Origin of the sequence: Kibdelosporangium banguiense (genome assembly GCF_017876405.1) — a bacterium.
GTDB lineage: Bacteria > Actinomycetota > Actinomycetes > Mycobacteriales > Pseudonocardiaceae > Kibdelosporangium > Kibdelosporangium banguiense.
In genome coordinates, this window is record NZ_JAGINW010000001.1 from 11,532,985 (window position 1) to 11,554,630 (window position 21,646).

General features: G+C 67.8%; 17 protein-coding genes. 6 read left to right on the forward strand and 11 right to left on the reverse strand.

Annotated elements, in window-relative coordinates; genetic code table 11:
* Window positions 1-793: 793 nt before the first annotated feature.
* From JOF56_RS51570 to uvrC, 5 genes are read right to left on the reverse strand one after another with little or no spacing between them, the layout of a single operon-like run.
* Window positions 794-3,466, reverse strand: coding sequence for a tetratricopeptide repeat protein (locus JOF56_RS51570; protein WP_209646758.1), 2,673 nt, complete (start codon window positions 3,464-3,466; stop codon window positions 794-796).
* Window positions 3,467-3,489: 23 nt separating this feature from the next.
* Window positions 3,490-4,476: a DNA-binding protein WhiA gene (gene whiA, locus JOF56_RS51575; RefSeq protein WP_209646759.1), complete on the reverse strand. Its 987-nt coding sequence runs from the start codon at window positions 4,474-4,476 to the stop codon at window positions 3,490-3,492.
* Complete coding sequence (locus JOF56_RS51580) at window positions 4,467-5,504, reverse strand: gluconeogenesis factor YvcK family protein (protein WP_209648995.1); 1,038 nt, start codon at window positions 5,502-5,504, stop codon at window positions 4,467-4,469. The genes whiA and JOF56_RS51580 overlap by 10 nt, the downstream gene beginning before the upstream one ends.
* Before the next feature lie 11 nt (window positions 5,505-5,515).
* Entirely contained in the window at window positions 5,516-6,388 is an 873-nt protein-coding gene (gene rapZ / locus JOF56_RS51585) for an RNase adapter RapZ (protein WP_209646760.1), read from the reverse strand.
* Complete coding sequence (gene uvrC / locus JOF56_RS51590) at window positions 6,381-8,351, reverse strand: excinuclease ABC subunit UvrC (protein ID WP_307855659.1); 1,971 nt, start codon at window positions 8,349-8,351, stop codon at window positions 6,381-6,383. Before uvrC ends, rapZ begins: the two co-directional genes overlap by 8 nt.
* Before the next feature lie 134 nt (window positions 8,352-8,485).
* Here uvrC and JOF56_RS51595 point away from each other — a divergent pair, with 134 nt between their 5' ends.
* The 6 genes from JOF56_RS51595 (at window position 8,486) to JOF56_RS51620 (ending at window position 14,610) form a co-directional block, all read left to right on the forward strand.
* Window positions 8,486-9,727 carry a hypothetical protein gene (locus tag JOF56_RS51595; protein ID WP_209646761.1) on the forward strand — a complete coding sequence of 414 codons (1,242 nt, stop codon included), beginning with the start codon at window positions 8,486-8,488 and terminating at the stop codon, window positions 9,725-9,727.
* Window positions 9,724-10,044, forward strand: a complete 321-nt coding sequence (locus JOF56_RS51600) for a hypothetical protein (RefSeq protein ID WP_209646762.1) — start codon at window positions 9,724-9,726, stop codon at window positions 10,042-10,044. Before JOF56_RS51595 ends, JOF56_RS51600 begins: the two co-directional genes overlap by 4 nt.
* Window positions 10,045-10,162: 118 nt before the next feature.
* Window positions 10,163-11,344 carry an FIST signal transduction protein gene (locus JOF56_RS51605; protein ID WP_209646763.1) on the forward strand — a complete coding sequence of 394 codons (1,182 nt, stop codon included), beginning with the start codon at window positions 10,163-10,165 and terminating at the stop codon, window positions 11,342-11,344.
* 1 nt (window position 11,345) lies between these two features.
* Window positions 11,346-12,848 carry a sensor domain-containing diguanylate cyclase gene (locus tag JOF56_RS51610; RefSeq protein WP_209646764.1) on the forward strand — a complete coding sequence of 501 codons (1,503 nt, stop codon included), beginning with the start codon at window positions 11,346-11,348 and terminating at the stop codon, window positions 12,846-12,848.
* Window positions 12,849-12,949: 101 nt separating this feature from the next.
* Window positions 12,950-13,828: an NAD-dependent epimerase/dehydratase family protein gene (locus tag JOF56_RS51615; protein ID WP_209646765.1), complete on the forward strand. Its 879-nt coding sequence runs from the start codon at window positions 12,950-12,952 to the stop codon at window positions 13,826-13,828.
* A gap of 29 nt (window positions 13,829-13,857) precedes the next feature.
* On the forward strand, window positions 13,858-14,610 hold the full coding sequence (locus JOF56_RS51620; protein ID WP_209646766.1) for an alpha/beta fold hydrolase: 753 nt from the start codon (window positions 13,858-13,860) through the stop codon (window positions 14,608-14,610).
* Between the two features lie 76 nt (window positions 14,611-14,686).
* On the opposite strand, the gene JOF56_RS51625 is transcribed toward JOF56_RS51620, so the two are convergent.
* The 6 genes from JOF56_RS51625 to rpe all read right to left on the reverse strand — a co-directional run bounded on the left by JOF56_RS51625 (window position 14,687) and on the right by rpe (window position 21,641).
* A complete protein-coding gene (locus JOF56_RS51625) occupies window positions 14,687-18,043 on the reverse strand; it encodes a glycosyl hydrolase family 95 catalytic domain-containing protein (RefSeq protein ID WP_209646767.1) in 3,357 nt (1,118 codons plus the stop codon).
* 128 nt (window positions 18,044-18,171) lie between these two features.
* Window positions 18,172-18,615: a PH domain-containing protein gene (locus JOF56_RS51630; protein WP_209648997.1), complete on the reverse strand. Its 444-nt coding sequence runs from the start codon at window positions 18,613-18,615 to the stop codon at window positions 18,172-18,174.
* A complete protein-coding gene (gene ribH, locus JOF56_RS51635; RefSeq protein WP_209646768.1) occupies window positions 18,606-19,103 on the reverse strand; it encodes a 6,7-dimethyl-8-ribityllumazine synthase in 498 nt (165 codons plus the stop codon). The genes JOF56_RS51630 and ribH overlap by 10 nt, the downstream gene beginning before the upstream one ends.
* Window positions 19,100-20,368 (reverse strand): bifunctional 3,4-dihydroxy-2-butanone-4-phosphate synthase/GTP cyclohydrolase II, encoded by a 1,269-nt coding sequence (locus JOF56_RS51640; RefSeq protein WP_209646769.1) that lies wholly within the window; start codon window positions 20,366-20,368, stop codon window positions 19,100-19,102. The genes ribH and JOF56_RS51640 overlap by 4 nt, the downstream gene beginning before the upstream one ends.
* Window positions 20,352-20,981, reverse strand: coding sequence for a riboflavin synthase (locus JOF56_RS51645; protein ID WP_209646770.1), 630 nt, complete (start codon window positions 20,979-20,981; stop codon window positions 20,352-20,354). Before JOF56_RS51645 ends, JOF56_RS51640 begins: the two co-directional genes overlap by 17 nt.
* On the reverse strand, window positions 20,982-21,641 hold the full coding sequence (gene rpe, locus JOF56_RS51650) for a ribulose-phosphate 3-epimerase (protein WP_209648998.1): 660 nt from the start codon (window positions 21,639-21,641) through the stop codon (window positions 20,982-20,984).
* Window positions 21,642-21,646: the final 5 nt, after the last annotated feature.

The window sequence follows — 21,646 nt, forward strand, 5'->3', positions numbered from 1 at the left end:
TTTCTTACGCGACCAGGCCGCCGGCACAATGACGACCGCAGCAGTCACGACAAGGCAGAGCACGACGGCGGCCAGGACATAGCCCAGTAGTGGGTGCGCCACGCTGGCGATGGTGATCGATGCGGCGGTTGTGACTACTGCGGCGGGCCGGGCGCGAGAGGCGGACATCGAGGCCATCTCCCTGGTTCGGAGCGGGTCAGGTCGATGACCATCGTCTGGACGTGGCACCAGGTGGGGGCCGAGTTCCGACGAGTGCCCGCCAGCCGGTTCACCAGAGCGACGAGTGCCGACCGGAGTAGGCTGACCGGGTCATATTCGCGTGCGGGATGGTGAGATCGTTGACGACTGAGCACCGCACCATCGTGGTCGTCGACGTCGCGACTTTCATCGACCCGGCACGAACGCAGCTCCACCAGATTGCCGTACGCGAGGGGCTTTACCGCATCCTGGAAAAGGCGTTCGACGAGTCCGGCATCCCTTTGAAGCACTGCCACGTGGAGGACCGTGGGGACGGCGTGATGGTTCTGGTACCGCCTGAGTTCCCCAAGAGCCGGCTGGCTGACCAATGGCCGAACGTTCTCCTGGCGGGACTGCGTGACTACAACGCGACCCGCTCGCCAGAAGCCGGAATCAGGCTCAGGGTGGTGTTGCACGCGGGAGATGTCCACATGGACGAGCACGGCATGACAAGTGCACTGATCCATGCCTTCCGCATCCTCGATGCGAAACCAGCGAGAGCAGCGCTCGCCACGTCCGGTGGCACATTGGCGCTGATCGCGTCCGAGTGGTTCTTTCACAATGTGATCCGGCACCAACCTGACGCGTGGTCGCCGGTTTGCTCCCGCATCATCGCCAGCGTCGCGAGAGTGTCGGGGTGTCCAGCTTGCGCGGCCTGTTCCGCCAGGCGTTCGGCGCCCCTGTGGTCGCCTGCACGTTCCCGTGTTCTGGCCAGGCGGGCCAGCGCGGTCGGTGATCCGTTGCGGAGGCTCTGCTGCGCGAGCCGTTCCGCGTCCTCCCGGTCACCCGCGCGTTCACGGATGATGGCGAGATTGTTGAGGGCGTCGAGGTGTCCGGCGTTGATCGCCTTGCGGTAGAGCTCCTCGGCACCTTGATCGTCACCCGCCTGCTCACGCATCATCCCCAGCCTGGCGAGGGTGTCCGGATGCCCAGCCTGAGCTGCCCGCAGGGCCAGGTCTTCCGCGGCCTGCCGATCGCCACTGCGCTCGCGGATGATCGCCAGGTTCGTGAAGGCGTCGAGATGCCCGGCCTCGATCGCCTTGCGGTACAGCTCTTCAGCACCTTGATCGTCACCCGCCTGCTCACGCATCATCCCCAGCGTCGCGAGGGTGTCCGGATGCCCGGCCCGTGCGGCCGACTCCGTCAGGCGTTGCGCATCCTGTCGGTCACCGGCCTCCGCCCGCATCTCAGCCAGCATTGCGAGCGCGTCTGGGTGCCCAGCACGCGCGGCCTGCCCGGCAAGGCGTTCCGCAGCCTGCCGGTCGCCCGCACGTTCCCGCATCCGGGCCAGATTGGTCAACGCGGTGGGCGGCCCGCTGCGCAGACTTTGCTGCGCCAGACGTTCGGCGTCCTCATGGTCACCGGCGCGCTCGCGCATCATCACCAAGTTTCCCAGCAGGGTGGGCTGGCGGGCGTCGGCGGCTTCATGTGCCAGGCGCTCGGCGTCTTCACGGTCACCGGCCCGCTCCCGCAACTCCACGAGGCGAGCCAAGGCCGCAGGCCTGCCGTTGCGTGCCGCGTTCAGGGCGATCCGTTCGGCACCGTCGTGGTCGCCCGCTCGTTCTTTCATTTCAGCAAGGAACAGCAACGCATAGGGGTGGCCGGCGTCCGCAGCGTCGCGATAGAGCTTTTCGTCGACGACGCTGTGGCCGGATTCCGACCGCATCTCCGCCAGCATCACCGGCGCGTAGGGATGGCCGACGCGGCTTGCCTTCGAGTAGAGCGCGGCCGCGATCTTGAGCCTGTGCCGCCACTGCGCGCTCTTGGCAAGACTGGCCAGGTCGTCCGGCTGATCACAGTGTTCGATGCAGCCGTCCCAGAAACCCTCCGACGGAACGACCGACATCCGGTTACGTCCGCCGTGCTGATCGAGATAGCCCTCCAGCCGGTATCGGGACCGTGCGTCCGCCGTGAGAACACTCGTGTCGGCGTCGCCCAGCCGCGTGAGTTCGGAAATGGCTTCAGCGAACCAATCCGGCGTGCGTTCCACTTTGCGTAGTTCGCGTCTGTCGAGATAGGACAAGGCGATGTCCCGCAGCAGCGAGGCGGTCAACCACTCGCTGTGGCCGAGTCGCCGGGCGTCCATGGCAGCGTGGATGACAGCCTTGACAGCCGGCCTGGCAAGCTCATAGCGCTGAAGCAGGTCGGGAACTCCGGCCAGGTACTGGGTCACCGCGCCGTCCTCGGCGCGATCGGCAGCCTCGATCAGTCTGGGATCGCCGGTGTTGCGCGCTGCCTCACGTTCCTCATCGGTGAACGTGTCAGGCAGCGGGATGCAGCGGCCGTCCAGCAGCAGACGAATCGACGCGAAGGTGTCCTCCTCGCGCGATTGCGGGCGCCGAGTCAACTGGGACCAGAGATCCGGCCATAAGGTGCCGAGCACAAGCACGGGCCCACGGGCACGCGCCGCCAGCAGCTCACGCAAACCGTCCGCGACCTGCCTTGCCAGTTGTGACTCCGGCTCGTGCAGATAACGCTGGATCTCGTTGAGCCACACCACAGTCCGGGGGCCGACATGTGGCAGGTCGCGAATGACCGCTTGGACATCTGCCGGACTGATCGCAGGCCACACGTGCCAGCCGCTCCCGGCCAGGCTCTTCGTCCGGGAGTCCGGCGTCCAGTGCAGCGCTTCGTAGCACGCCCGGGTTTTGCCGGACGTCGAGTCGCTGACCAGGATGGCGATCGCCGACCTGCCGGCCATGGCCTGCTCGACGGCGTGCCTGACAAGCCGGTCATGCGGGCGGACGACGTAGGGCGGCAACTCAGGCAATGTGTCGTGCCCCTGACCGAGACCGGCCACATGGACTTCCAGATCGCCCGGGGAGACCTCGCTGATCAACCTGCCCAGCGGGCGCTGTGCAGCCGCGTGCCGCCAGAGCTTGCGAACCCGCTCGATTTCAGGGTGTCCCTGCACCACCGCCGGTCCGGCTTCGTGATGCAACAGCGCGGCCACGACGGCCACCACGTGGCGGACGTTCGGCGGCAGGGTGCCACCGCTGATCACGTCCCTGATCACGTCCCGTTTCGGTGTCGACGTCGGGTCGGCCTCAGGCCTGACGTCACTGGCGTCCGCCAAGGCGTGAATCCGGGCGTGGATGACGTCCAGCGACAGCGGGGAAGCGGCCAGATACAGCTCGTAAACCGCGTCTTTGAGATCCCGGAGCGGCCCCGGCGGCAACTCGGGACGCGGCAACGGCCGCGGTCTGAGCGTGCCGCCGTCGGATCCCATCCGGCAATTATCGGCCTACGGCCTCAGACCTCTTCCTCCAGCATTTCGGCTGTGACGGCTGATTCGGTGGAGGGGAGGCCCAGGTCTTTGGCGCGTTTGTCGGCCATTGCGAGCAGGCGACGGATTCGGCCGGCTACTGCGTCCTTGGTCATGGGGGGTTCGGCGAGCTGGCCTAGTTCCTCGAGGGAGGCCTGCCTGTTGGCGAGGCGGAGTTTGCCTGCGGCGGTCAGGTGTTCGGGGGCTTCGGGGCCGAGGATCTCCATGGCGCGTTGGACGCGGGCGGCGGCGGCGACGGCGGCGCGGGCGGAGCGGCGGAGGTTGGCGTCGTCGAAGTTGGCCAGGCGGTTGGCTGTGGCCCGGACCTCGCGGCGCATCCGGCGTTCTTCCCAGGCCAGTACCGAGGAATGGGCGCCCAGTCGGGTCAGCAGGGCGCCGATTGCGTCGCCGTCACGGATGACGACCCGGTCCGCGCCGCGGACTTCGCGGGACTTCGCCTGGATGCCGAGTCGACGGGCCGCGCCTACCAAGGCCAGGGCTGCCTCGGGGCCTGGGCATGTCACCTCGAGCGCGGAGGAACGGCCGGGTTCGGTGAGGGAACCGTGCGCCAGGAATGCACCGCGCCAGGCTGCTTCCGCGTCGCACACGCCACCGGATACGACCGCTGCGGGCAGGCCGCGGACTGGGCGGCCGCGTGGGTCGAGCAGGCCGGTCTGGCGGGCGAGGCCGTCACCGTCCTTGACCACGCGCACCACGTAACGCGTGCCCTTACGCAGACCACCTGAGGTGATTACGTGCACGTCCGCGTGGTGCCCGTACAGCTCGTGGATCTCCTTGCGCAGCCGCCGCGCAGCCGAGCCTGTGTCGAGCTCGGCCTCCACCACCACTCGGCCGCCGACGATGTGCAACCCACCTGCGAACCTCAGCAGGGAGGAGACTTCCGCACGGCGGCAGCATGTCTTGGACACAGCCAGTCTGCTCAGCTCGTCCTTGACTGCCGCGGTCATCGCCACGTGTCCTCCTCTCCCCCGCGGGGCTCACGCCCTGCGTATCCCACCATCTCCTGGCCGCGCTCGCTCACCGTTCCGGCTAACGCGTGCCGCAGGCTCCGCGCCAGCGCACCTGGGTCGTGGCGGTCCGTCGCCCCCGGTGTGGCCACCGGGGCAAGGTGCGCCCTCGCACCGAGCGCGGCCGCGGCGCGCCGCAACCGGTCCGGCGTCGGCACCGAGTTGACGTCGGCGATGACCGCGTCGACGCGGAGCTCAGGAGCGTGTTCGCAGAGTACGTCCAGATGCTGTTCGGGCGAGAATCCAGCTGTCTCGCCCGGCTGCGGTACAAGATTGAGTACCACCACACGTGCCGCTTCGGTCTCGACAAGCGCCCGGTGCAGCTCTGGTACCAGCAGGTGCGGCAGGACACTGGTGAACCACGATCCCGGACCGAGCACGACCATGTCCGCCGCACGGACCGCCGCCAGTGCCTCCGGACATGCAGTGGGCACATCTCCGGCACTGGTCTGCAGCCCGATCCGGCGCACCCGGCCCGGTGTGGTCGCGACCGCGACCTGGCCCCGGATCCGTCGTACCGCATCCGGATCCTCGTCCAGGCCTTCCACATCCGCCTCGATGTCCAGCGGTTCGCAGGACATCGGCAGCACCCGGCCGGTGATGCCGAGCATCCGCGCGGCCTCGTCGAGGGCCGTGACCGGATCGCCGAGCACCTCGAACAGGCCGGACAGCACGAGGTTGCCGATCGCGTGCCCGGCCAGCGCGCCCGTGCCGCCGAAGCGGTGACGGAACACCGAGTTCCAGAGTTTCGCCTCGTCGGTGGTGCCGGCCAGGGCGAGCAACGCCTTGCGCAGGTCGCCGGGCGGAAGCATGCCCAGTTCCCGGCGCAACCGGCCCGAGGAGCCGCCGTCGTCCGCGACTGTGACCACGGCTGTCACCTCGGTGGTGATCTCACGCAGCGCACCCAGTGTGGCGTGCAGCCCGTGACCACCGCCGAGTGCGACCACCCGCGGACTGTCCAGCGCCGGCTCCATGGACCTATCGCTCACTCACGCCCCAAATCCCGGTGTACGACCTTCACGGCCATACCATCCTCTTTGGACAATCTAGTCGCCAGCTCCTCGGACATCGCCACGCTCCGGTGTTTACCGCCGGTGCAGCCGATGGCCAGGGTCAGATACCGCTTGCCCTCGCGCCGGTAGCCGGCCCCGATCAGCCGCAGCAGCTCGTGGTAACGCTCGAGGAAATCCTCGGCACCCTCCTGGGAGAGCACATAGTTGCGGACCTCGGCATCCAGGCCGGTCTGCTCGCGAAGCTCCGGGATCCAGAACGGGTTGGGCAGAAACCGCACGTCCATCACCAGATCGGAATCCATTGGCAGGCCGTACTTGTAGCCGAACGACAACACGGTGACCCGGGTCTGGGTCTCCGCGCCGCCTCCGAACGCGTCCTCTATTTTGGCGCGCAACTGGTGCACGGACAACGACGTCGTATCGAGAATCAGGTCGGCTTCCTCGCGCAACGGCGTCAGCAGGTGCCGTTCGGCCTTGATGCCGTCGATCAACCGGCCGTCACCCTGCATGGGGTGACCACGCCGGACGTGCTCGAACCGGCGGATCAGCAGCTCGTCGGTGGCCTCGAGGAACAGCACGCGGGGCTTGTAGCCGCGGTTGTCCAGATCCTTGATCACCGCCGACAGGTCCTCGGTGAACGCGCGGCTGCGCACGTCCATCACGACCGCGACCTTGGTGATCGCGCCGCGCGCCTGCACGCCCAGCTCCACCATGGTCGAGATCAGTTCGGGTGGCAGGTTGTCCACCACGAACCAGCCAAGGTCCTCCAGACACTTGGCCGCGGTGCTGCGGCCGGCCCCGGACAGGCCGGTCACCACCGCAACTTCGATACCGGACTCAGACATCGTTCCCCTCTTTTTCCAGCGCGTTGTCCCCGGCGAGTGCCGCGGCGACGGACTCCGCGGTGCGCCGGCCCACGCCCGGCACGCCGCTGATCTCGTCGATACTCGCCGCACGCAGGCGTTTCAGCGAGCCGAAATGCTTGATCAAGGCGGCTTTCCTGGCCTCGCCGAGACCCGGCACCTCGTCGAGCGCGGAAGTGGTCATCCGCTTCGCCCGCTTCTGCCGGTGGTACGTGATGGCGAAGCGGTGCGCCTCGTCGCGCACCCGTTGCAACAGATACAGGCCCTCACTCGTACGCGGCAGGATCAGCGGTTCGCTGTCGGCCGGTAACCAGACCTCCTCGAGTCGTTTGGCCAGGCCGATCACCGCGACGTCGGAGACGCCCAGCTCGGCCAGGACATCCGCGGCGGCGTTGGCCTGCGGCCCCGCGCCGTCGACCACGAGCAGGTTCGGCGGGTAGGCGAACTTCCTCGGCTTGCCCGTCTCCGGATTAATCCCCGGTGTGGACGTATCTGGCACAGGGTCGTTGACCATCCGGGAGAAGCGGCGCCGGACGACCTCCGCGATCGAGGCCACGTCGCCCTCGGTGGCCGCCTCCCGGATGGCGAACCTGCGGTACTCGGACTTGCGGGCCAGTCCGTCCTCGAAGACCACCAGCGAGGCGACGACATCACTGCCCTGGATATGGCTGATGTCCACGCACTCGATGCGCAGCGGCGCGGTGTCCAGGCCGAGCTGGTTCTGCAGCTCCTGCAACGCCGCCGACCGCGCGGTCAGATCACCGGCGCGCTTGAGCTTGTGCTGGACGAACGCTTCCTTCGCGTTGCGCTCCACGGTTTCCATCAGCGCACGCTTGTCACCGCGCTGCGGAACACGCAGCTGCACACGGGAACCGCGCATGCTGCTGAGCCACTCCGCGATCGCTTCGGCGTCGTCGGGCAGCTCGGGTACGAGCACCTCTCTCGGCACCGCGCTGCCATTGGCAGGCTCGTCGGTCTCCGCCTGGTCGCCGTAGAACTGGCTGAGGAACTGGTCGACCAGGCCCGCGGTCCCGGTCTCCTCGACCTTTTCGATGACCCAGCCACGCTGGCCGCGCACCCGGCCGCCACGCACGTGGAAGACCTGGACCGCAGCTTCGAGATCGTCCTGTGCGAACGCGACCACGTCCGCGTCCGTGCCGTCGCCGAACACGACGGCCTGCTTCTCCATCGCCCGCTTCAGCGCGTCGAGGTCGTCACGCAGCCGTGCGGCCCGCTCGAACTCCAGCTCGGCAGCGGCCCCGTGCATCTGCTTCTCGAGCCGGCGCATCATCCCGTCGGTCCGGCCGGCGAAGAACTCGCAGAAGTCGTCCACGATCTGCCGGTGCTCTTCGGCGTTCACCCGCCCCACACACGGCGCCGAGCACTTTCCGATGTCACCCAGCAGGCATGGACGGCCGATGCGCGCCTGCCTACGGAACACATCGGGCTTACAGGTACGCGCGGGGAACACCCGCAGCAGAAGATCCAGCGTCTCGCGCAACGCCCACGCATGCGCGTACGGACCGAAGTACCGCACACCCTTACGGCGGGCACCGCGGTAGACGTGCAGCCGCGGGAACTCCTCGTTGAGGGTGACCGCGAGCACAGGGTAGGACTTGTCGTCGCGGTAACGGACGTTGAACCGCGGGTCGAACTCCTTGATCCAGTTGTACTCGAGCTGGAGGGCCTCGACCTCGGTGGCGACCACCGTCCACTCGACCGACGCCGCCGTGGTGACCATCTGGGCGGTACGCGGGTGCAGGCCGGAGACGTCCGCGAAGTACGAATTGAGCCGGCTGCGCAGACTCTTGGCCTTGCCGACATAGATCACGCGACCGCCGGAGTCGCGAAATTTGTACACGCCAGGGGCGTCCGGGATCGTTCCGGGCGCAGGGCGGTAACTATGGCGGTCGCTTTCACCGCGGAAGGTCGACACGTCGGCCACCTGACAAGCCTAGGCGTTACCACCGACACTCCGACGAGTGACCACCGTCTACCGGCGAACTACCGGGGAATATTGCCGGATCAGCCGCCTTTCCGGGCAGATTCCGGCCGCGTTCGCGCTGTTAGGATCCGCGAATGGCGCACGAGCGGCCACCACTTGAGAACACTACCGCCGCCGCACCGGCCGCAGCGGCTCCCGTACAGCATGTAGCCGATCAGCATCCGCTCCAGGTCCTGCAGGCGTACGCGGGCAACCTGGCTGTGCACCGTTATGTGCAGCGGCAGGCGACCGGCGGTACTCCCCCGTCCAGCGATCCGCTGGACGAAACTCAGGTCGCCGACGCGCTCGCCTTCTACCGGCGCCAGCCCTGGCTCTACACGCCCGCCGTCATCACCGATCTGCGCACGCGATTAGGGCTCGACCCGGCAGCAGGAATCGATGCGGACCTCGCGCAAGCGGTCGCACGGTTCCAGCGGGACGAAGGCAGCAACGACCCGAGTCTGGTGATCGACGGCAAGGCCGGGCCACGGTCCACACCGCGACTGTTCCCAACCGGACTCGCCCGAGCGGGTGAAGGCGCGACGTTCGGCGGCGAGGCTCAGACCGAGGCGTTCGACCAATGGGACACATTGGGCACAGCCCAGGCGCGGGCCGATGCCTTGGTCGCAGCGGTCAACCGGCGGCTCGCCGACGCCGGTGTGACCACTGTGACCGTGCAGCTCTACGACGGTGATTCACCCAGCGAGCAGGGATCGTTCGACTTCCCGACGTGGACGATGCGGCTCAACCGGTTGCTGCTCAACCAAAGCGGGCTCACCCAGGAAGCGGCGACCGACTTGGCCAATACCGTCTACCACGAGGCCCGGCACACCGAGCAGTGGTTCACGATGGCGCGGTACCTCGCCGGGCAGGGCTACAGCGCCGCTGGGATCGCAAGCAACCTCGACATCCCGGCGCGGGTCGCCCGGGACGCCAAGAACGCCCCGCCGATCCGGCGTGGCACAACCGAAGCAGTCGTGGCGTCCGGCTGGTACGAAAGCGTTTACGGCTCGGGCGCCGCGCACCGGGAGGCCGTGCTGACCCGGGTGGAGAACGCCGGCTGGGCGGTCACCACGGCGGAGTGCCGGTGCCGCAGGTCGCCGTCCCCGGCCAACGATCTGTTGCTGGAGCAGGCCAGAGCCGAGTTCGACGTCGCCCACGACGCGTACCGCGAACTGCCGGAGGAGAATGACGCCTGGGCCACCGGGCCGATGGCCGAATCCGGCGTCACCGGCGGCACGCCCAACCCGATCCCCACCCCCGACGAGGATCCGTGTGAACTACTGCGCCGCGCCGGCCGTCCGGTTCCGGCAGCGACGGGAGGGACTGGGCCATGATCACGGTCGATGAGCTGATCATGTTGCGTTCGCTCGTGCACGCGGGCGGGCCGGTGCCGGCCGGTACCGAGGTGATCCGCCGGGAGGGCGCGATCGACCACGTGCGTGTACCGCTGGATTCGCCGATCACAGTGGACGATCTGGCCGCCGGGTTCGGTCCAGGGCGTGACGTGCCGCGCCAGCCGGCCGGTGGGCGGCGAGTGATCTTTCCGGACACCCAACCGGGCGAGGGTCAGCGTGCGGTCACCGTGATCGCCGAGCTCGATCGGTCCGGGCAGGTCACCACTGTGGTCCTACGACCCGACGACTTCACCTGAGCGGCGCGGGAATCCTCGTTCGCTGCTCCGTTCGGGTATGGCGGCCAGGCAATGCTACTCGGAGTGGGCACGCCCACTACGGTGATGCACTTGGCGTACCAGCCTTCGGGGAGGCGTGATGGATCAACCCGGGTCTGACAGCAGACGTTGGATGGGCGTCGGCCGTAGCGCGGACGCCGATTCCCGGTCGGCCGCGGCGACCGCGACCGCGGAGGCACTGATCGGCAAGGACCCGAAGCTGATCATCGTCTACTTCGCGATCACGCACGACCCGGGCGCGGTGGTGACCGCCATCCGGGAGATCGCCCCGGATGTCCCGCTGATCGGGTGCTCCACGCACGGCGAGATCGCGCCCGGCGGGCCGACCGACGGAACCGTTCTGGTGACCGCGATCGGCGGTCCCGGGATCGCGGTGAGCACGGCGGCCGCCGAGTCCGTGTCCGGGCGGCAGCGGGACGCCGGCGCGCAGATCGCCCAGTGCACGGGCAAAGTCCCCGACCTGCCGCACCGGATCCTGATGATCCTGACCGACGGCAAGATCCGTGACCAGGAAGCGATTCTGCGCGGCTGCTACGGCGTTGTCGGCGCGAGCATCCCGCTCATCGGCGGTGCCGCGGGCGACGGCTGGCGGATGGCACACACCATTGTGATCCGTGACGACGAGGTGATGACCGACGCGGTCGTCGGCGCCACGATCGCCTCAGAGGCCCCGCTGGCGGTCGCGGTCGGCCACGGCTGGCGCAAGATCGGCGAGCCGATGATCGTCACCAGCGCGGGCAACGGCCGTGTGTACACATTGGACGACCGGCCCGCGATGGACGTCTACCTCGACCGGCTGGGCGCGCCGCCGGAGGCGTACACCGACCGCCAGGCCTTTATGGACTTCGCGATGTCCCGGCCACTGGGAGTGCAGCGGCGCAGCGGGGTCGAGGCCCGCAACCTCTCCACCGAGATCGACATCGAGGGCCGGTCCATCGGCAGCGGCACCGCGATCGACCACGGCGGACTGACGTGGGCGATGACCGGCGACGAGGACTCCATCCTGGCGGCCACCGACACCGTGTGCGAAGCCGTCCTCGGCGATCTCGGCGACCGGGAACCGGCGGGGATCCTGGCGTTCAGCTGCGCGGCCCTGCGGGCGGTGCTCGGCTGCGAGGGGATCCGGCGGGAGAACGAGCGGATCGCCAAGTGGGCCCGCAACGCGCCGTTCTCCGGTTTCTACACCTATGGCGAGATCGCGCGGATTCGTGGCATCGACGGCTTCCACAACCAGACCCTCGCGGTGTTGGCTATCGGTTGAGATGACCGACGAGGACGGATGGCACCTGGGTCAGCAGCTGCTCGAGCTGCTGGCCGTGATCTCGTCGTACCCGGATGAGGAGTCCGCGGTACGGGGTGCTGCCGAACGGGCCGCCCAGGCATTGGAGGCCGAGGTCGCCGCGGTGGTCTTCGGTGATCATGTGGCGGCGTCGGTCGGCTTTCCGGCCGGGCAGGCACCCGACGGCGACCTGGTCGCCGTGGCCCGGCACGAGCAGGAGAAGCTGAAAGTTCCCGGGGTGGGCGACTGCGCGACGGTCACGGCCAAGTGGGGCGGCACGCATCCTGGCGGCCTCGTGCTCGCGCGGTGGGACGAGGCGTTCACCGTCCAGGAACAGAACCTGGTCCGTGGGATGGCGCGGCTGCTGGAGCTGACCCTGAACATGTTGCGCGCGATGCAACGCAGCGACCGCCAGGCCCAGGAGAACGCCGAGCTGCTGAAGTCCCTGCGGCAACGGCAGCGCCTGGTCGAGCACCTGTTCGACATCCAACGCGCGATCTCCCGGCGCCGGCCGCTCGCCCAGATCCTCGACATGATCACCGGGGCCGCGCAGGACCTGCTCGGTGACGACATCGTCGGGCTGTGGCTGCGTGAGACACCCGACGGCGAGGACACCAAGCTCGTCGCGCACGTCGGGCTGCGGACCGGAGTGGCCCGGTATCGCCCGAAAGTCCCGCTGGCCGAGGCGGGCGCCGCTGGTCAGGCGATGCTGACCGACGACGTGGTCGTGCTGCACGGCTATGGGGAGACGTCGTCGCTCATCGCGGAGCTCACCGACGGTCGGCTGTGCGCCTCGATGGCCGCCCCTGTGCACGACAGCGGCACGGTCACCGGGAGCCTGATGGTGGGCTCGCACCGGCAGACTCGGGCGTATTCGGCCTCCGATGTGCAGACTTTGCGGGCGTTCGCCGAACACGTCAGCCTGGCGCTGACCGACGCGAACACCGTCGACCGGATGTACCAGGCGTTCCACGATTCCCTGACCGGCCTGGCCAGCCGCGGGCTTTTCCTGGAACAGCTGAGCAAACGGCTCGGCGCGGCCGAACACGAGGCCAAACGGGTCGCTTTGCTCTTCCTGGACCTGGACAGGTTCAAAGCGGTCAACGACACCCTCGGGCACGCCGCCGGTGACGATCTTCTGACGATCACGGCAGGGCGGTTGAAATCGCAGCTGCGCGCCATCGATGTCGCCGCGCGGTTCGGCGGGGACGAATTCGCCGTGCTGTTGTACGGCGTTTCCACGATCGCCGACGCGGTCCGAGTAGCGGAGCGGATTCTCCGTACGCTGGGCGAACCGATGCCGATCGCAGGTCGGCAGTTGCGCGTCAACGCCAGTATCGGAATAGCGTTGAGCACACCGGGAATGCCCGACCCCGCCGATTTGATGCGGCGCGCGGATGTCGCGATGTATCAGGCCAAGCGCAACGGCCGCGGCCGTTTGGAGATCTTCACCGACGAGATGCTGCTGTCGTTTCCGCGCGAGTGACCGGCGGATAAGCGTTTGGACAGGGGCTGACAGTTCTTGTGGCCTGTCCCACCATGAGGTCGACGAGGTCGACATCAGGCGTGGTGGAAGGGAAGGCCGCGGTGCGAGTTCTGCTGATCGGATCGACCGGAGTGCTGGGGCGGGCCGCGTTGCCGGGACTGCTCGCGGCCGGGCACAAGGTGACTGGGCTGGCGCGCAACAACGAACGCGCTGCCGCGGTCAAGAAGCTCGGGGCAGAGCCCGTTGTGGCGGACCTGTTCGACGTCGACTCGCTGACCGAGGCGTTGCACGGGCACGACGCGGTCATCAACGTGGCGACGCGGGTTCCCGTCGGCGGAAAGCTGATCCGGTCGTCCAGCTGGGCGGAGAACGGGCGTATCCGTATCGAGGGCAGCAAAGCCCTTGTCACCGCGGCGAAGGCCGCCGATGTGGGGATTCTCGTGCAGGAAGGCGTCGCGCTGGTGTACGCCGACGGCGGCGAGAACGAGCTGGACGAGCTCGCACCGGTCAGCCCGGTCGGGGCGCCGAACACTTCCCTGATCGCGCACCGGAATGTCGAGGCATTCGCCAGTGAGGGCCGGATCGCGGTCCGTCTGCGGATCGCGAACGTGCACGGCGACGAGCCGCTGACGAGGTGGATCCTCAAGGGCGCCAGCGGCCGTGGCCCGTCGTATTTCGGCAAGAAGGACGGCTGGATCACGCCGGTGCACCCCTCCGACGTCGGTACCGCGATCGTGGCAGCGCTTTCAGCCCCGAGTGGCGTGTACAACGTGGGCGCGACGCCGTTGCGCAAGAAGGACTTCGGTGCCGTGGTGGCCCACAAGGCCGGGGCCCGCAAGGCACGCACGGTCCCGTTGACCTTCGGCTTCCTGAAGATCATGGCGCGGTCGCAGCGCGTGGTGTCGACCAAGCTCACCGAGGCCACCGGCTGGAAGCCGGAGCACCCCGTGGTCACCTCGGACTGGTTCCCCAGCCTGTAGGTGCCCCGTCTTGTGGCACTATCTGTCGGATGGAAGACCGGCTGAGGGTTCAGCGTGGCGGTTCCGGCGACGCAGTCGTTCTGCTGTTGCACGGACTGGGCGCGACAGGTGATGTGTGGCAAGGCGTTCACGAACAACTCGCGGACGGCCCGTGCCGCTGGATCACCCCCGACCTGCCCGGTCACGGCGGGTCGGCGCCGCTGGAGCGGTACACGTTCGGGCACATGGCCGCCGCGCTCGCCGAGCTGATCGAGGACCACGAGCACGTTGTGGTGCTGGGACATTCGCTGGGTGGCGTACTGGGGTTGACGCTGGCCAGCGGCTGGTTCGGCAATTCGGTCGACCGGGCGTGCGGGCTGGGCATCAAGGTCGCGTGGTCGGCCGCGGAGCTCTCCGGGGCGAAGGCGTACGCCGAACGCCCGAACAAGCTCTACATGGGCCGCAGCGAGGCCGCAGAGCGCTACCTGAAGGTGTCGGGCCTGGGCGGGCTGGTCGACATCGAGGATTCCCGCGTGGACTACGGCCTGGTCGGCACGCCAGACGGCTGGCGGCTGGCGTGTGACCCGAGGACCTTCGCGGTCGGCCGTCCGGACGTCCCGGGCCTGCTGGCGGCCAGCCAGGCCGAAGCCGTGCTGGCCGTCGGCGAGCACGACCAGATGTGCAGCCCCGAACAGGTCAGGGAAGTGGACGAGAACGCCACGGTCCTGCCTGGTCTCGGCCACAACGCGCACGTGGAGGACCCCGGCGCGATGGTGAAACTGATCTCTGACCTGCTGAGCTGAGCCGACGGCCGCCCACCGGGAGGATGTGGGCGGCCGCACTGATCAACCAAAGCGGGATGTGGGCGGCCGCACGAGATCAGCCGAAAGCGCGGGTGCGCCAAGTGGGGACTTCCTCGGCGGTGAGGGCCTTGGCGAAGATCGCCGCTCGGTCGACCGCGCCGGTCAGGCGTTGACCGCCGTCCTGGTCGGCGGCGAACCTCAGCTGACGGGTGGCGCAGCCGTTGATGCCCGCGTCGGGAACGTTGGCCCCACCTGCGCGAACGCCGTCGATGTAGACGTCGATCTGGCCGCTGTCGGTCATCGTGACCACCAGGTCCACGTATCGCCCGGTGGGGACGACGGCGTTGGTGGTCACGTTCTGGTTGGAGCCGATGAACCGGACATTGTTCGACGGCGTGAGGTCGATCAGGATGCCGTCGGTACCGGGGTTGCCGCTGGGCTGGAAGTCGAACAGCCGCCGGTAGGAGCCTGAACCGCCCACTTTCACCTCGGCGGCGAAAGTGGCTTCCCGCAGGAATCCGAGCGAAGTGCCGGCGGTACGCAGGAATGTCCCGTTCAGCACCAACCCGGAGCCTGTCGGCGCGGAGGCCTCATACGAGGGCGTGCCGTCGATGGTGGCATCGCGGTTGAACGTCGACTTGTCGTCGACCACGCCGCCGGAAACCGGATCCCACGCCACAATCGGCATGTTCGACGGCGGAATCGGGCACGGCGGCAGCGGATCGATCCGCACCAGCGTGCTGCCTGTTGTGCGCCAGTCTCTTCCAGTCAGTACCGCGCGTAAGCCCTGGTATTTCGCAGCGCCTGCCGACGGACTGACTGTGAAGGCGTAGGTCTGCGACTGTCCATTGCGAATCGACGGAACGGTGTGGCTCGCGGGTGTGCTGCTCCATCCTTGTGGCAAAGCCATGGTGAGCTGCGCTGACGGGATCGGGCCGTCAAGCGAGGACACTGTCACCTTGGCCTCGAACGGGGTGCCGGCCACGACAAGATCCGGCGCGTCCACCGCGACCGATATGGCCGAAGTAGCCAGATAGGTCCGTCCTGCCACGGCGTTGAAGGAGATCTCCTTGCCCGAACGCTGGTATTGCACGGTTTGACCGGTCTGGGAATCGACCAGCCGGAACCGCCCGGTGAACATGTCGCTGGCCACCTTCAGCTGACCGGCCCGCCCTGGCTTCAGCGCGATCCGCGTGGGCACGCTGCCGACCCAGTCCGTGTCGACGGTGACGTCACCGCGTGCCTTGAGTCCCCGGACCGAACCGGTATCCCAGAAGTCAGGCACTGCAGGCAGGACGTCGACCACACCGCGATGGCTCTGCAGCAACATCTCCGCGACGCCCGCGGTGGCACCGAAGTTGCCGTCGATCTGGAACGGCGGGTGGGTGTCCCACAGGTTGTTCAGTGTGCTGTTCTTGAGCAGTTCCTCCAGCATCAGGTGCGAGTGGTTGCCGTCGAGCAGCCGGGCCCAGAAATTGATCTTCCAGGCCTTGCTCCAGCCGGTTCCGCCGTCACCACGGGCGGTCAGCGAAGTCCGTGCCGCCGCAACGAGATCCGGGTTGTTCTGCGGGGTGATCTGACGGCCCGGGTGCAACGCGAACAGGTGCGACACGTGCCGGTGGTCGTTGTTCGGGTCGTCCCAGTCCTGCTTCCATTCCTGCAACTGGCCCCACTTGCCGACCCGCAGGCCCGGGTCGAGCCGGTTGAGGATGTTACGGGCCTGCGTGGCGAAACCACTGTCCCCCAATGTTGTCGCTGCTTCAGCGGTGTTGGTGAACAGATCCCACACGATCTGCTGCGACATCGACGCGCCCGCCGAGAACGGCCCTTGCTCAGGCGAGAAACTCGGTGACACAACGAGTTTGCCGTCACGCGGGTCGGCGACGAGCTCGTCGATCCAGAACTCGGCCAACGACTTCATCATCGGGTACGCCCGGTCGCGCAGGAAGTTCTGGTCGCGCGTGAACAGGTAGTGCTCGTAGTACTGCTGCGCGAGCCACGCTCCCGATTCGGGGAACCAGAACGCGGTCGCCCAGTTGTGCACGCCGGTGAACCCGAACGGGTTCGTCTCGTTGTGCACGACCCAGCCGTCGTTGCCGAACATCTCCTGCGCGGTCTTGCGGCCGGGCGCGACCATCGAGTCCACGTAGCCGAAGAACGGTTCTGTGGTCTCGGACAGGTTCGTGGTTTCCGCCGGCCAGTAGTTCATCTGCAGGTTGATGTTGACGTGGTAGTCGGCGCTCCACGGCGGCGAAGTCGAGTTGTTCCAGACACCTTGCAGGTTCGCGGGCAACGAGCCCGCACGCGAAGACGCGATCAGCAGGTACCGGCCGTACTGGAAATGCAGTACCTCCAACGCTTTCCGGGCCGCCGGCGCCAGATTCCCGCGATAGGCCCGAAGCAGGTCGTCGGTGGGCATGTCCGGCAGCTGCTGACCGACATCGAGCGCGACCCGGTCGAACAGGTTCCGGTAGTCCGCGATGTGCGCGGATCGCAAGGCAGTGAACGACTTCGTGGACGCGGCGTTGACTCGTTGAGTGACCGTGTTGTGCGGGTCGTTCGTGCGATAGGTCGGGTACACATCGGAGTAGTTCGTGCCCGCGCCCATCACGAACGTGACGGCGTTGGCACTGGAGACGGTGACCGTTCCGTTGGCGTTGTCCGTACGCGTGCCGCCCTCGTTGAGGATCTGCAGCTGCGACTCGAACCGCATGCCGTTGTCGTTGAGGTTGCCGGCGAAGGTGATCCGGCCGTTGCTCGCGGTGAACGTCCGGGACCGGTTGTCCGGCGCGGTGAACGAGAACGTGAAGCCGATCTTCCCGGCCTGGCCGGCGCTGATCCGGCCCACAAGGACTTCGTCGGTGGCGGAGGCGAAGTACTCACGGGTGAACGTGGTGCCGGCGGAGGTGTAGGTGACCCCGGCGGTGGCGTTGGCGATGTCGAGGCTGCGCTGATAGCCGGTGACGTCCGGCGGTGCCTGCGGCTGCGAGATCCGCAGGTCGCCGAAGGTCTGGTAGGCGCCGAAACCGGTCTTGCCCTGGCCGAGCACACCGGCCACCCACTCGGGCGCCACCTGCGTCTCGGCCGCGATCCGGTCCTGCACCTGCTTGATCGCGCCGGGCCGCGGCGACCGCCAGTTGCCGAAGTCATAGCCGGGCGAACCGGGACCGCCGGTCCACAGGCTCTTCTCGTTGAACTGCAGTTGCTCGTTCTGCAGACCGCCGAACACACTCGCGCCGAGTGCGCCGTTGCCGATCGGCAGCGACTGCGACTCCCAGTCGGTCGCGGGTTCGTCGTACCAGAGTCTCAGCCCGGTATTCTGCGGCGCGCGATGGCCGGTCCGCGGCTCGCCATGGGCGTTCCCACCCAAGGCGGCGAGCGATAACACCACGGCTGCGATGAGTGTCAGGGACGTTCCTCGTTGAACGCGCATACTTGATCCCTCGCTGTAACGACAGGACCACATCAGGTTAGAGATCCGATGTCTACAGCGTCAAGGATCGATCAAGACACCATCAAATAGGAAACTACCTGAACAATTTGGCTTAACCCTCGGATGTTTCAGGCGTCTTGAGCGGCGCCTGCCTTGAGGCGGCGCAGTTCGCGCATGGCGCCGACCGACCGTTCGCCGTCCACCGCCGGAATGGCCATGATCGTCACGTACTCGTCGTCCGGCAGCTCCAGGCGGGCGTAGGAGGCCCCGTCCGGGAAGCTGACGTGCTCGACCTGGTCCCACTCGAACCGCTTGGTACCCACCAGGTTGCGGATCTCGATGCCGGCCTCGTCGGCCCGCACACGGGAACGCGCGAACAGCAGCACCCCGAGCGCGAGCATCACGCCGATGCCGACCATGGCGATCTGGTCGGAAAGCTGGAAGTACGCGCCGGTCCACTCGCTGCGCAGCAGGATCGCGACCACCGTGAAGACCGCCACGAACGCCACTGCCAGCGCGGACGCCACGTAGCGGATCTTGCGAGGCCGGAACTGGAAGGTACTCACTCGAATCCTCGCTCTGTCCAAGGCTGACGCAGGCCCCGCAGCACCATCGCGGCCTCCAGCGCCGCCGCGGTGGCCTCGAAGCCCTTGTCCTCGGCCGAGTCCGGCAGCCCGGCCCGGTCCAGGGCCTGCTCCTCGTTGTTCACGGTCAGCACGCCGTTGCCGACGGGCGTGGCCTCGTCGAGCGACACCCTGGTCAGCCCGGCGGTCACGGCGTCGCAGACGTACTCGAAATGCGGTGTGCCTCCCCGGACGACCACGCCCAGCGCGACCACGGCCTCGTGGTGCTTGGCCAGCTCCTGGCAGACCACCGGCAGCTCGATCGCGCCGGCCACGCGGACCACGGTCGGCTCCTCGATCTTGGCCTGCTTGGCCGCGGCCAGCGCGCGCTCCAGCAACGTATCGGTGATCTTGCCGTGCCACCGTGTCGCGGCTATCGCGAGCCGGATGCCCTCACACTGCGGCACGGACGCCTCTGGCCGGCCCTCACCACTCACTGCTGCGTCTCTCCTTCGAAGTGCTCGAGGTTGCCCAGCTCGTGGCCCATCCGGTCACGCTTGGTGCGCAGGTACCGGAGGTTCTCCGGGTTCGGCCACACCGACAGCGGCACGCGGTCGACCACGGTCAGACCATATCCTTCGAGCCCGACGCGCTTCGCGGGGTTGTTGGTCAGCAGCCGCATGGTCTTCACGCCCAGGTCGGACAGGATCTGCGCGCCAGTGCCGTAGTCGCGTGCGTCGGCGGGGACGCCGAGCGCGAGGTTCGCGTCGACGGTGTCGGCGCCGTCGTCCTGCAGCTGGTACGCCTGCAGCTTGTGCATCAGGCCGATACCGCGGCCTTCGTGGCCACGCATGTAGAGCACGATCCCACGGCCTTCGGAGGCCACGGCTTCCAGCGCCGCGTCCAGCTGGGGCCCACAGTCGCAGCGCAGGGAGCCGAACACGTCACCGGTCAGGCATTCGGAGTGCACACGCACGAGCACCTCAGTACCGTCACCGATCTCGCCGTAGACGAGAGCGATGTGCTCGATCCCGTCGAGCAGGCTGTCGTAACCGACCGCGCGGAATGATCCGTGCGCGGTCGGGATCCGGGCCTCGGCGACTCGCGTGACCTGCTTCTCGTTGCGCCGCCGGTAGGCGATCATCTCGGCGATCGAGATGATCGCGAGGTCGTGCTCGGCCGCGAACACTTCGAGCTCGTCGCGCCGGGCCATATCGCCATCGTCCTTTTGGGACACGATCTCGCACAGCACACCGGCGGGCCTGAGCCCGGCCATCACCGCGAGGTCGATCGCGGCCTCGGTGTGCCCTGGACGGCGCAGCACCCCGCCTTCCTTGGCACGCAAGGGAACCACGTGTCCGGGCCGCCTGAAGTCGGTCGGCTTGGAGTCAGGGTCGGCCAGCAGCCGGATGGTGTGCGCGCGGTCGGCAGCCGAAATGCCCGTGCCGATGCCGTCGCTCGCGTCGACCGTGACGGTGTAGGCCGTGCCGCGGCGGTCCTGGTTGGTGTGGAACATCGGCGGCAGGTCGAGCCGGTCGCAGTCGGTCTCGGTCAGCGGCACGCAGATGTACCCGGACGTGTACCGGACCATGAACGCGACCAGCTCGGGTGTGGCCTTCTCGGCCGCGAAGATCAGATCGCCCTCGTTCTCGCGGTCCTCGTCGTCGACCACGATCACGGGCCGCCCGTCGGCGATGTCCCTGATCGCGCGTTCGATGTCGTTCAAGCCGGCCACAGCGCCTCCCTTAGTTCCGAGGCCCATTGTGGCCCTGTCCGGCGGCCACTGCCGTTGCGATGTGCGGCACAGCGAGCCGCTCGACGTACTTGGCGAGCACGTCCACCTCGATGTTCACCACGTCGCCCGGCTGACGCAGGCCCATGGTGGTCAGCTCCAGCGTCGTCGGGATCAGCGCGACGGTGAACTTGTCACCCTGTACGGAGGCGACGGTCAGCGATATGCCGTCGATCGCGATCGAGCCCTTCTCGACCACGTATCGAGCCAGGTCAGCGGGCAGTTCGAAGGTCGTCAGCCCGGCTTCGTCCCGGGAGACGAACACGCCGGTGCCGTCCACGTGGCCCTGCATGATGTGCCCCCCGAGCCGGTCGCCGAGCGCCATCGCGCGCTCCAGGTTGACCTGGTCACCGGCCTGCGCCTTGGCCAGACTCGAGCGCAGCAGCGATTCGTGGACCACGTCGACGGTGAACGCTCCGTCGGACACGTCCACGACCGTCAGGCACACGCCGTTGACCGCGATCGAGTCGCCGTGCTTCGCGTCCGATGTCACAAGCGGGCCCGCCACGGTCAGCCGCGCGGCGTCCGGCAGCGGCTCGACGGCCACGATCCGGCCGCGCTCCTCGACGATCCCGGTGAACATCTAGTTCCCTCCCTTGGCGCGTGACGCCTGGTCACGCAGTGCTTCGATGGCTTTGGCGGGCTCGTCCGCGCTGTAGATGGCTGATCCGGCCACGAAACAGTCGACGCCTGCTTGTGCTGCCAACTCGATGGTGTCGGTGTTGATTCCCCCGTCGATCTCCACCAGCAGCTTCAAGTGCCCGGTGTCGACCAGCCTGCGCGCCGCGCGGACCTTGTCGAGGACCTCCGGCATGAACGACTGCCCGCCGAAACCCGGTTCGACCGACATCACCAGCAACGTGTCGTAGTGCTTGAGCACCTCGGTCCAGGGCTCGAGCGGAGTGCCCGGCTTGATCGACAGACCGGCCTTGGCACCGGCGGCGCGCAGGTTCGCGGCGAGCTTGACCGGGTCGCCCGCAGCCTCGGCGTGCACGGTGACGTTGTACGCACCGGCCTCGGCGTAGTCGATCGCCCAGCGGTCCGGGTCGTCGATCATCAGGTGACAGTCCATCGGGATGTCGGTCACCTTCAGCAACGCCTCGACCACCGGCAGTCCCAGGGTCAGGTTGGGCACGAAATGCGCGTCCATCACGTCCACGTGCACCCAGTCCGCACCCGCGATGGCATGCAGCTCGTCGGCCAGGCGGGCGAAGTCGGAGGCCAGGATGCTCGGCGCGATCATCGGAT

Bases quoted from the DNA above. Each gene is read 5' to 3' on its own strand.
- JOF56_RS51570 (WP_209646758.1), bottom strand. From the start codon at position 3,466: ATGGGATCCGACGGCGGCACGCTCAGACCGCGGCCGTTGCCGCGTCCC.
- JOF56_RS51580 (WP_209648995.1), bottom strand. From the start codon at position 5,504: ATGGAGCCGGCGCTGGACAGTCCGCGGGTGGTCGCACTCGGCGGTGGT.
- rapZ (WP_209646760.1), bottom strand. From the start codon at position 6,388: ATGTCTGAGTCCGGTATCGAAGTTGCGGTGGTGACCGGCCTGTCCGGG.
- JOF56_RS51595 (WP_209646761.1), top strand. From the start codon at position 8,486: ATGGCGCACGAGCGGCCACCACTTGAGAACACTACCGCCGCCGCACCG.
- JOF56_RS51600 (WP_209646762.1), top strand. From the start codon at position 9,724: ATGATCACGGTCGATGAGCTGATCATGTTGCGTTCGCTCGTGCACGCG.
- JOF56_RS51605 (WP_209646763.1), top strand. From the start codon at position 10,163: ATGGATCAACCCGGGTCTGACAGCAGACGTTGGATGGGCGTCGGCCGT.
- JOF56_RS51610 (WP_209646764.1), top strand. From the start codon at position 11,346: ATGACCGACGAGGACGGATGGCACCTGGGTCAGCAGCTGCTCGAGCTG.
- JOF56_RS51620 (WP_209646766.1), top strand. From the start codon at position 13,858: ATGGAAGACCGGCTGAGGGTTCAGCGTGGCGGTTCCGGCGACGCAGTC.
- JOF56_RS51625 (WP_209646767.1), bottom strand. From the start codon at position 18,043: ATGCGCGTTCAACGAGGAACGTCCCTGACACTCATCGCAGCCGTGGTG.
- JOF56_RS51640 (WP_209646769.1), bottom strand. From the start codon at position 20,368: ATGGGCCTCGGAACTAAGGGAGGCGCTGTGGCCGGCTTGAACGACATC.
- JOF56_RS51645 (WP_209646770.1), bottom strand. From the start codon at position 20,981: ATGTTCACCGGGATCGTCGAGGAGCGCGGCCGGATCGTGGCCGTCGAG.
- rpe (WP_209648998.1), bottom strand. From the start codon at position 21,641: ATGATCGCGCCGAGCATCCTGGCCTCCGACTTCGCCCGCCTGGCCGAC.